The 11453-nt window shown below is 26.7% G+C and carries 8 protein-coding genes; 7 read left to right on the top strand and 1 reads right to left on the bottom strand.

Annotated features, from left to right (window positions below):
• Positions 1 to 49: 49 nt before the first annotated feature.
• From CJJ23_RS00770 to CJJ23_RS00755, 4 genes are all read left to right on the top strand, one after another.
• Entirely contained in the window at positions 50 to 1942 is a 1893-nt protein-coding gene (locus tag CJJ23_RS00770; protein WP_095334507.1) for an endonuclease/exonuclease/phosphatase family protein, read from the top strand.
• A 112-nt stretch (positions 1943 to 2054) separates the two neighbouring features.
• Positions 2055 to 3569 (top strand): hypothetical protein, encoded by a 1515-nt coding sequence (locus CJJ23_RS00765; RefSeq protein WP_095334506.1) that lies wholly within the window; start codon positions 2055 to 2057, stop codon positions 3567 to 3569.
• A gap of 91 nt (positions 3570 to 3660) precedes the next feature.
• Positions 3661 to 4164, top strand: coding sequence for a deoxycytidylate deaminase (locus tag CJJ23_RS00760; protein ID WP_095334505.1), 504 nt, complete (start codon positions 3661 to 3663; stop codon positions 4162 to 4164).
• Entirely contained in the window at positions 4164 to 5696 is a 1533-nt protein-coding gene (locus CJJ23_RS00755; protein WP_095334504.1) for an endonuclease/exonuclease/phosphatase family protein, read from the top strand. Before CJJ23_RS00760 ends, CJJ23_RS00755 begins: the two co-directional genes overlap by 1 nt.
• Before the next feature lie 58 nt (positions 5697 to 5754).
• On the opposite strand, the gene CJJ23_RS00750 is transcribed toward CJJ23_RS00755, so the two are convergent.
• Complete coding sequence (locus CJJ23_RS00750; protein WP_095334503.1) at positions 5755 to 7584, bottom strand: P68 family surface lipoprotein; 1830 nt, start codon at positions 7582 to 7584, stop codon at positions 5755 to 5757.
• 123 nt (positions 7585 to 7707) lie between these two features.
• Here CJJ23_RS00750 and CJJ23_RS00745 point away from each other — a divergent pair, with 123 nt between their 5' ends.
• Genes CJJ23_RS00745 through CJJ23_RS00735 form a run of 3 tightly spaced genes read left to right on the top strand, consistent with a single transcriptional unit; the run spans position 7708 to position 11399 of the window.
• Positions 7708 to 9576 carry an ABC transporter ATP-binding protein gene (locus CJJ23_RS00745; protein ID WP_095334502.1) on the top strand — a complete coding sequence of 623 codons (1869 nt, stop codon included), beginning with the start codon at positions 7708 to 7710 and terminating at the stop codon, positions 9574 to 9576.
• On the top strand, positions 9566 to 10486 hold the full coding sequence (locus CJJ23_RS00740; RefSeq protein WP_095334501.1) for a carbohydrate ABC transporter permease: 921 nt from the start codon (positions 9566 to 9568) through the stop codon (positions 10484 to 10486). Before CJJ23_RS00745 ends, CJJ23_RS00740 begins: the two co-directional genes overlap by 11 nt.
• Positions 10449 to 11399: an ABC transporter permease subunit gene (locus CJJ23_RS00735; protein ID WP_095334500.1), complete on the top strand. Its 951-nt coding sequence runs from the start codon at positions 10449 to 10451 to the stop codon at positions 11397 to 11399. Before CJJ23_RS00740 ends, CJJ23_RS00735 begins: the two co-directional genes overlap by 38 nt.
• Positions 11400 to 11453 lie beyond the last annotated feature (54 nt).

The raw sequence follows: 11453 nt of genomic DNA, 5'->3' as shown, positions 1-11453 counted from the left end.
AATTTAGTGAAACAATTCAAAAGAAATTGTTTCGGAAAGAAAAGAATATATGAAAAAATCTAAACTTTTTAAATTGCTAGTTGGTGTCACACCGCTATTTGCAATTACGACAGCAATTGCCTGTTCGCCTGTAACAAATACCCCCCCCCACGATTCTGTAACTGCACAGTCAATCATCAATAGTTTACCTAACGAAATTAAAACAAATAGTTCTAATTTAAAACTAGGACAACTAAAAGAAACTCTGAAGAAGATAAGCACAGATGTGCAAAATTCATTCTTAAATTTATTAGATCAATCTAATAAAACTAAATTCGAAACTGCTTTAAAAGATGACTATAAAATTTCTAAAATTACTCTTGTAATTTCAGATTCTTCAAAAACATCTTTACAAGTTATAGTAACTATAAGTAAAAATGAAGATTCTAAAACTAAGACAATTAAAATTACTGATTTAGTTGAAGAAGAACAACAATCTAATACTGTTAGTGCACAATCAATTATCAATAGTTTACCTAGCGAAATCAAGACAAACCAAGATAATAAAGACCTAGATAAATTAAAAACTAAACTAAAAAGACTAGGTACTGATGTACAAACAACATTTTTAAATTTATTAGATCAATCTGATAAGACTAAGTTTGAAACATCTTTAAAAGAAAGTTATAAAATTTCAAAGATCACCTTAGTAGAGTCTGATGATTCTAAAAATTCTTTATCTGTTAATTTAAGTGTAAGCAAAGGTGAAGATCTTAAAACTAAGACAATTAAAATTACAGATCTAAAACAAACTCCTGAAAATAATATTGATAATCCTGGCACAGGAACTATTCAAACTGAAGTTTCAAGTTTGAAAATCGCTACCTGAAATTTACTTAACTATGGAGCAAAACCTAATCAGGTTCAAAAAACTGAATTAATAGCTAAAATAATTATTCATAATAAATATGATATTGTTAGCACACAGGAAATTAATCCTGCTGATTGAAAAGATGAAAAAGATACTATTACTGCAGATAAAGTAATGGTTGAAGCATTAAATAAACTAGATTCTGATAAAGATTGAAAAGCAATTCTTTCTCCTAAATCAGTTGGAAAATATGGCTGACAAGAAGGTCAAAAAGAATGATTTATAGTATTTTATAAATCTAAAAAAGTCGAAGCAACTGGATGATCAAAAATTTATGATGATCAAGGTTGAAGTGGAACAAATCTTAAAGATAGTGAGACAACTTATTATTATGCAAGACCTCCTTTTGCAGCTCAATTTAAAACTTTAGGTAAAGTTGAAAATACCTTCACATTAGTTTCTGCACACTTTGATGCACCTGGATTTGAAGCAAAAAAACGTAATGAAAAATCATCAGGGTTACCTGAAAAACAAGGAAATCAAGAAGTTGAGGAAGCATTACAATTAGTTAATGTTTTAAAAACTTTTGACCAAGAAGACGGTATTAACAATGAAATCATCTTCATGGGTGATACAAATATTAAAAAAGGTAATGAAGCTGTTGCTTTTAAAACTATAATTGATGATGGCTATGCCAACTTATTAGAAGATAGCGTCGAAGATGCATCAACTTTAAAACAAAAAATCGGTGAATTTGTTAACCCATATGACAAGATTTTTTACAAAGGTAATTTAAAAGTTTCAGATGCTTCTAGATACAATGTTTGAGAAACAGTTGGTACAGTTTTCACTGAAGATGAATGAGAAAATTACAAAACAACCTTCATTGAAAAATATCGTGGTGGTAAAAAGAAAGGTGAACCCTATAAGTCAGGTCAAGAATACTACTACTGAATGAATATGATTAGTGATCATGCCCCTGTAAGTTTTAAACTACATATGGATGCTAAAGATGAAACAACATCTAAAGCAGGAACCTTGGAACTTTTAACCAAAGAACAAGTAAAAGCAATGGCTAAAACTACTGTTTAGCATAAAACCTGCAAAATAATATGAAAACAAGTAGTCAAATACTTGTTTTTCTTTAGCATTTTTAATAACTTGCTAAAATCATTTTCAGACAAAAATTTAAAAAAGGAAAAATATGAACAAAATTAAAAAATTTATAATGCCTGTTAGTGCTTTAACAATTTTAAGTGCTTCGCTAGCAATAGCATGTACAAACCAAAGTAATCCTAGCGATCCAATTAATGATACAAGGGATTTAAAAACTAAAGCGACTGAAACTCTAAATGATTGAACTGGTAAATTAACAGTTGCTTATGAAACTAATTGAAAACCTGCTTTAGATTTAGCAATTTCAAAATTACCTGAAGCAATGCAAAATCGCATTCAGTTAATTCCAATTGATACTGAACAATCAGTTAATTATATTCAAAATACAGTTTATAATAGTGCATTAACTTCAGCAGATGTTTTTGCTTCGCCTCTAGATCGTTTTCAAGGTTTAGTTGAAAGAAATATAGTGACAGTTATTCCTGAAAACTATTTAAGTAACTATAGCCAACAAAGAGATAGTGTCAAAATTCAAGATAAATATTATGCCTATCCTTTAAATACTGAATCAGTGATTGCTTATTATAATAAAGATGTTTATGCAAATGGTATTAGCGATATCAAAGATGAAATTGCTAATCCAATTGACAAAAAATTTGCTTTTCAAGCAGCAAATTTATGGCATGGTTCAACTTTATTTAATGGTTTATTCAAAACTATCAATAATGATGATTTAACTAAAGCAACTAACTTTTGAGCAACTTGAGATGCTCAAAATAAAGTTAGTGCACCTTTTATTACTAATGAAAAAGTGCAAGCAAGAGTTAAAGAAATTTATGATTACTATGACAGATTACGTAAAGGTAATAACGAAAAATACAAGCAAATTGCTAATTCAAAAATGCAACGTGAAAAAGTTATTATTGAATCTTTAGCAGATAATAGTATTTCTTTAACGATCGAAGGTCCACCGATTTTACCTCGTTTAGTTGGTTTTGTTTTAAAACAAAATGATTCTAATCCTGCTAAAGCAGTCGAAATTTTAAACAAATTAAGCGCTCAAAAATTACCTAAATATAATGGTGAACAAATGCTTCATTTTAAAGCAGGTTGAGGTTATGCCTTAAACAGAGTTTCACTAGCAAATGCTTCAGGTAGTGATAAAGCAAAAGCAACTGATGGAAAATTAGCATTTGCTAATTATTTTACTCAAATTTTGACTTCAAAAGAAATTTCAAGTGCATGAATTACTAATGCAGGAAAAATTTCAGCAGCAGATGATGCAACTAGAGAAGTTGATGTTAAAGTTCTGAAAATTGAAGACCCTCAAGATCCACGCAAAACAATTGATTTAACTAAATTTATTGCTCAAAGTGGTTTTGAAAATGCTATTAAAAATCTTTACTCAGGGGTTGTTAAAGCAGTTTTAGAGCAAACTAATGAAAATATTAATCAGCCTAAATGGCCAACTGCCGAAGGTTATTGAAAAGCTTGAGATGATCACGGCTTAATTAAATCTGATTATGCAGATAGCAATGCTTTTTTAGAAGCTTTTAAAGCAAATGTTAAGACACAAGTTGATGAAGCTAATAGACCAAAATAATTTTGATAATGAACACCTAGCAGTGTTCATTATTTTTAATTTATTTTACTTATGTTGTGCAGGATTTAAAAATTTATCATAAAATTAAAATATGAATAGTAAAAAAGATGAAACCCAAAAACATAATATTTCCTGAGATGAATATTTTATGTCACTAGCAAAAGTAAGTTCTTTTCGCTCAAAAGATCCTAATACAAAAGTTGGAGCAGTAATTGTTAATGATAACAAAAGAATAGTTTCACTAGGTTATAATGGTATGCCTAAAGGTAATGATAATTTTCCTTGAAATCGTGAAGGCATGCAAGAAAAAGATAAAAAATATGCATATGTAGTTCATGCTGAAACTAATGCAATTTTAAATAGTAAAACAAATTTGGAAAATACAATTTGTTTTACTACACTCTTCCCTTGCTCTAATTGCGCTAAAACAATTGTGCAAGCAGGCATCAAAGAAGTTGTTTACTTGGATGATTTTTACGATAAAACTGAAGATAATTTAATCAGTAAAACTATTTTACAACAAAGCAATGTCAAAATCAGAGCAGTTGAAAAATTAGAAGTTAGTTTAAAAACCGAAAGTGGAGAATTTAAATAATGAGAAAGTTAAGTTTTAAAAAATTATTAATTACATCATCAATTATTGCAAGTGGAATTTCTTTATTAGCAACTATTTCTTGTGCATCTACGAATCCTACTAAACCAACTGTCATAAATGCTGAGTCAATCATTGATGGTTTACCAAATGAAATTCAAGCAAACCAAGCTAATTTGGAAATTGATAAATTAAAAGATAAACTCAAAAATCTAGGAGAAGATACTCAAACATCTTTTTTAAACCTACTTGATGAATCTAATAAGAAAACCTTTGAATCTTCATTAAAAGATGATTATAAAATTTCTAAAATAGTTCTATTAGAATCTGGTAGTTCTAATACATCTTTATCGATTAATTTAAGCGTTTCCAAGTCAGATGATGTAAAAACCAAAATAGTTAAAATTATTAATTTAAAACAATCTGTAATATCAGAACCTGAACCTGGTACAGGAACTATAAATACTGAAAACTTAAGTTTAAAAATTGCTACTTGAAACCTTTTGAATTATTCAGGTAATGAAAAACAAGAAGTCAGAAGTGAAATTTTTGCAAATATTATTTACAAAAATAAATTTGATATTGTTAGTGCTCAAGAAATTAATGCAGTTGATGATAAAGTTATTGCTGATGATACATTACTTAAATTATTAAATGAACTAGATCCAGAAAAAGATTGAAAAGCAGTTGAATCAAAAAAATCGCTAAGTAAAAATCCTGCTCAAGCAGGTCAATTTGAATATTATGTAATTCTTTATAAATCTAAAAAAGTTGAAGTGACTGATTTAGTTAAAATTTATGATGATCAAGGATGAAAAGGGACTCATCTTGAAAATGATGAGAAAATTTATTACTACGCAAGACCACCATTCGTTGTACAATTTAAGACTTTAGGTGAAATTGAAAACACTTTCACATTAGTTTCATCACACCTTGATTCTCCAGATGCTGATTCTGACAGAGGCGAAGTTAGCGCTAAACTAAAACCATCCCAAGGTAATCAAGAAGTAGAAGAATCACTGCAACTTGCGAATGTTTTAAAAGCTCTTGATTTAGAAGATGGAATTAATAATGAAATCTTTTTTATGGGTGATACAAACATTAAAACAGGTAATGAAGCAGTAAGTTTTAGAACTCTGATAGATGATGGCTATGCTAATTTATTAGATGATTCAAAAGAAGATGCAACATCATTAGCAACAAAAAAAGATCAATATGCAAATCCATATGACAAGATTTTTTATAAAGGAAATCTAAAAGTGTCTTTTGCTCAAAAACTTGATATCTGAAATCTAGTTGGAGATGATAAATTATTTACTTTATCAAAATGAAATGAATATAAATCTAGGCAAGATAAAATTAGAAGAAAAAAATATGCTGGAGAAGAAAATTATGTAAGATCAATGATTAGTGATCATGCTCCCGTAAGTTTTATTTTACATTTAAATAAAGATGATGAATCCTTAACTAAAGAAGGAACTTTACCACTTTTAACTAAAGAACAAGTTAAAGAAATGGCTAAGAAAACTGCTTAATTTTGGCTTACTAAATTGATTAAAATTGATACGAAAAACGCCCGTTTTGGGCGTTTTCTTATTTATTTGAGTTTGCTACATTAATGATATTTTCTAAAAATTGTTCAGCCGTGATTTTATTATTTTGAGCATTATTTAATGATGTTTCAATTGCATTAATTACTTGTTGAATTTTTGCATTGTTATCTAATGTAATTAATTTATTATTAGGATTATTTAAATTATTTTGTAAATCTTTTAAAGTTAAAAGAGCCGAACTTACACTGTAAAAATTGGTTTCTTTATCAGTATCATTACCAAAATTTTCATTATTATCTTTTGAACTAGTAAATTCCTTTTCAGTTTCATTTGTTACACTTGATTTTGTACCAATTAAGTAACCTGAAGTTTGAGAAATTACATCAACTACTTTAGTATTTGCTTTAAAAATTCCATGATCTTTTTTAAGTGTTCCTGTAAATAATCATTCTAAAAATGCAACGGTTGCTTTATCAACTTTATCGCCATCTCATTTAATTCCTACTAATGCAGAACCATCAGGAATAAATCCTCCAACTGTATCTGCTGCTTTAATTTTGAACATTTGTTCTTTTCAAAGAACTTCATCTTTTTTAAGTCATGTTGCTAATTGAGCAGCTGTAGGTTTAAAATCATCACGTGATTTTTTACTATCAACTGAATGAATATATTCAACATTTGGTCCATAAGTAAAGGCTGCTAAATTTCTTCTAAGTTGTCATGGAGCAGCATAATTAGGATTGCTTGTTTCACCTGAGCGACCAATTTCAAAAGGTCGCTCTTTATTAGTTGCTTGAGCATAACTATGTTCACTAATAATCAAATTAAAAGCTGTTTTTAAATTTTCTTGGTGCTTTTTAGCTTCAGCATTATCACCTAAAAATTTATAGTTAACACTTCCATCAGTTTTTAATTCTCATAAGAAATTACTATCAGTTGAATCAGGATATAAACTTAAAAGAGTTTTAGAAAATAAAATTCAGTTATAAGCTAGCATTCCTATTCAAGGTAGTTTTTTACCACTTTCAGGTTCTAATGATTTTGAAACTAGTAAAGCAAACTTAGTGATTTTTTCAAAACTAGCAAAAGTGTCATCATTAATTATTGCATCATCACCTGTAAAAATTGCTTGGTTATTGCTTGCCCCTCAAGAATAAACTTCTTTGCCCGTTTCATCAGGTTCTGCTTTAAAGTCGCTAGGATCTGCTGCTAATAATAAGTTAGCGTTTTCTGCTTTGACTGCTTTATAGATATTTGAATTTTCATCAATTTGAGCACCATTTTTCTTAATTTCACGAAAAATGTGTGCCATTGCATCTAGATTAAACGCTAAAGAATCATCACCTATTAATGAATAAGGAATTGTATAAATTTTATTATTATCAGCATTAATTCCTGGTAAGTTATTATTGTAGTTGTACATTACATCAGTAAAAATATCTTTATTTACTTTTGACTTGCTTAAATCAAGTAATCTTTCATAACCATATACTTGAGCAGTTAAAACTTTGTTAGCCATTACTAAATTAGGTATTCTTGCTAAGTTAGAAGTTTTTAAAAAACCTGAAATATTATTAATTAAGGTTGATTCACTATTTGTACCTGTAATATCTGTTCCTTGAAATTCAACTGGTAAAAATCCTTCAGTATCTTTCATTTCTTCGTTATAAATATCAGTTACTAATTTTAAAGCTTTATACATTGGGAAAGTGCTTTGCTGTGCTGTTGCAAAAATAACTTTCTCTCTTTCAACTTTTTCCTGAGCACCACCACAGGCAATTGCTGTTGCTGCAACTGCAGGAACTGTTGCTAGTGCTAGAAAAGAAAAATATTTCTTAAAATTGTGTTTAACATTTCTATTTTTATTCATATTAGCATTTTACACTAAAAGCAAAAAACTGCTTTTTAAATTATTAAAAATCAAAAAAACAACATTTTGCTTTTTTTCTTAATAGATAAAAAGATTGTGCTTTAGTGTAAAATAAAAAAACAAATGCATAAAAAAGACAATAACTACAATAAATTTATTAATAAAGATATTACAAAATTACAAAAAATAAATTTTGTTTTCGAAGATAAAAATAAGGATTCATATTTTACTTATCCTAAAAATATTGCAAAAACATGAAATGTTGACTATGCAATTATTAACTATCAAGAAGTATTTCATTTAAGTAAAAATGAAGTAATTTTTAATAAGGGGATCGATCTTTTTTTAAAAAATACAGAAGAATTTTATGCACCTTGAGATGGAGAATTATTTTTTCTTATAGATAATTCAAGACCTTTTTTATTTTATAAAATTACTAATTTCTTAAATAATGAATATAAAAATATAGTTATTAAATTTTCAAATTTTGATTTAGTAAAAACATGAAAAATACACGACCTTGAAAATAATATTTCAAGTCCCAAAAAAATTACTTCAAATCAAAAGATTTTGGTTGCAAGTTCAGAAAATACTTTTGAAAATAACGTTTTTGAAAATTTTTCAAATCTTCATATCGAAACTTTTTATGCGAATCAAATAGATAATAATTTTCAAAATCATTTATTAAATTATTTTAAAAACGAAGAAGATTTTAATCGTAATAAGGAATATTTTAACCCCGATATTTTATTAAAATTCAATCAAGAAAATGAGACTTTTGTTTTCACTGAAATTCCTTATCATGACCATCATTTACCCACTTTAAAAGTAAGTAGTTTAAATATTAACCTAGATAAAAAACATATTTTAAAAGACATAAATTTTGAAATTTTTAAAGGTGAATTCATTTCTATTTTAGGTCCATCTGGTTCAGGTAAAAGTACCTTGCTAAATTCAATTGCATCAATACTAGAACCAACATCTGGAAAAATAAATTTTAACAATGTTCATAACATTGGTTTCGTTTTTCAAAATTATTCTTTATATAATGATTTAACTGTTTATAAAAATATTTTTCTAACTGTTAAAAGTAGTTTGATGTGAAATATTCAATGGCATATTAATAAAATAAAAATTATTTTAAAGCAACAAAAAAGCGACTCAAATATGGATGCTTTTAATGCCGAATTTAAATCACTAAGAAATCAAATTTCTTTAATTACAATTAAGAATTTTCAATTAAAAATTATTAATTTAAAATTATCTTTATTACTTAGAAAAATCATTAAAACATTACGTTTAAATAAGAAGGAGTTTGACCTAATAAAAGACATTAAAGAACAAGTTTCAAATAGTGCAAAACAATTAGAAATAGATGATCTTTTAAATAAAAAAGCATCTGCTTTAAGTGGTGGTCAAAAACAACGAGTTGCTATAGCAAAAGCGATTAGTAAAAACCCAGATTTATTAATCTTAGATGAGCCTTTTTCTTCGCTTGATTATAAGGTAAAAATTTTAATTAGATCATGAGTAAAAGAGATTCAAAATAAATTAAAAATTACAACTTTATTTGTCACCCATGATCAAGATGATGCAATGTGGCTTAGTGATAAAGTTATCTTTTTAAAAGATGGTGAGGTAAAACAATTTTCTCAACCTAATGATTTTTTTGAAAAACCAAATAATTTAGCAATCGCAAAATTTGTAGGTAATCCAGAAATTAATTATCTAAAAAGTGATGAAAAATATGATTATTATATTCGGGGTAATCATATAAAAATTACTGAAGATAAACAGAGTCAATGAAGTGTCTTAAATAATTTTACAAATGGTAATTATTATGTAATTGAAATTAGTAACGGCAAAAATATTTTGGAAGTTATAACAACTAAAAACTTTTTAAAATCTGAACGTGTATCAGTTGAATTAGATAAAACTAAAATACTGATATTTGATAAACAGAGTGGAGAACTGGTCAATCATGAAAAATAATTTAAAAGGTTTTTTATTTCTTTTGCCTGCAATCTTATTAGTTATTGTTTTTATTATTTTACCTTTTGCGTTTGCCATTGGCGAAGCTTTTAAAGTGAAGAATAGCCTGATTTTCTCGCAGTTTTCGTTAGGTACAGAAAATTTTACAACCGTTGCAAATGAACGATTATTTTTAATCAGTTTTAGAAATAGTAATTTCTTACTTTTCATAACTATGCCAATCACTCTATTATTTTCTTTATGATTTGCATTCTTAATTAATTCATTAAAAATAAAGTGATTAAAGAAACTAATTACGACTACTTATTTTTCACAATTCTTTGTTTCCATATATGCAATTGGGATGTCATTTATATTTTTATTTGATGTTGATAAAAATGTTTTTAATCAAATCTTTAATACAAATATTAGATTTAGTGATGATTCACAAGGATTTACTTCTTTACTAACTTTAAGTATTTTTTTAGCATGAAGATTGTTCAGTTTTAATTTTATTTTTATATATTTTTCATTAGCTAAAATTAGTGAACAAAAAATTGCAATGGTAAAATTAGATAACCTGAATTTTATTAATAAATGAAAACATTTATATTATCCTGAAATCAGAAAAACTTTAATTATGCTTATTTATTTAAATATGCTTGAAGCAGTATTTTTATTTCCAGATGCAATTTTTAAAGACCCATCAGGAATACTTTTATATGATGCTTCAACACTTGCTAATTATATTTATTATTGATTGACAACTGGTCCAGACTATGCAAAAGCTGCAGTCGGTTCTATCTTCACAATTTTATATTTAATAGGTATAGTTAGTTTCTATTTCACTGTAAAATTTAGTGTCAAAATTATTAAGAATGGAGGTATTAAAAATGTTTGAAAACTTAAATTCATGAAGCAAAAAAATTAAGAATAATTTAAAGCCTGAAAATATTAAAAATAATATTTCAAATAGTTATAACAACTTACTTAATTATATTAAGTCTTATCGTTTTCATTACACTCAACTTTTTACTTTGTTAAAAATTTTAATAATAATAGTTGTGTCTATTTTTGTAATATTTCCAATTTATTATTTAATTGCTTTTTCATTTTTTACTAATGCTCAAGCAACATCAAATGAAGCGTCTTTTGTAAGTAATAATTTTTCTTTTGATGCTTATATTCAAGCATTTAATAATGGATATTTAAGTGCTTTTTTATACAGTTTTATCTTCGTAGCAATTGTTGTTTTTTTAAGATTAATTATTTTAATTTTAGGTGCATATGGACTAACACTTTTAAGCAAAAAAATTAGAAATATAGTGTTTACTTTTTTTATTGTTTTTGCTTCAATTCCTGAAATAACTTTGCACATTGGTTTCTTATATCAGGCAACTGAATTTAATTGATCAACTGGGATGAATGTTTTAAATGCACTAATTTTTCCTAACCTTTTTTCTATCTTTATTACTTTAATTTTTGTACAAGCATTTCAATCAATTGAAGCACAAAAAAAGGCAATGGCAAAGTTAGATAATCTATCATGATTTAATCGAATTAGAGTAATTTATTTACCTAATTTAAAATCATCAATTTGAATAAGTATTTTCTTTTCAATTATTTTTAGTTTAAATTCCTTCATCTGACCAAGCATTATTTTGGCAGGTAGTGAAGTCAAAGTTTTAGCAATTTGATTTAGACTATCAGGTTCAATTTCAGCTAATTTAAACTTACAAAATGTAGTCGCTGCTGGGGCAGTTTTATCACTTTTACCAATTGTTATTTTCTATTTTGTTTTCTCTAAAAAGATCAATAAAATTAGTGCAACAATTGCCAACTAGTTTTATACTAGTAATTTAAAAACTATTTATAATAGATAAACATATAAAAATTTA

It is taken from the genome of Mycoplasmopsis agassizii (assembly GCF_002276225.1).
GTDB lineage: Bacteria > Bacillota_I > Bacilli_A > Mycoplasmatales > Metamycoplasmataceae > Mycoplasmopsis_B > Mycoplasmopsis_B agassizii_A.
The sequence above is the reverse complement of the archived record's forward strand: the minus strand, read 5'-3'. Positions and strand labels throughout refer to the sequence as shown.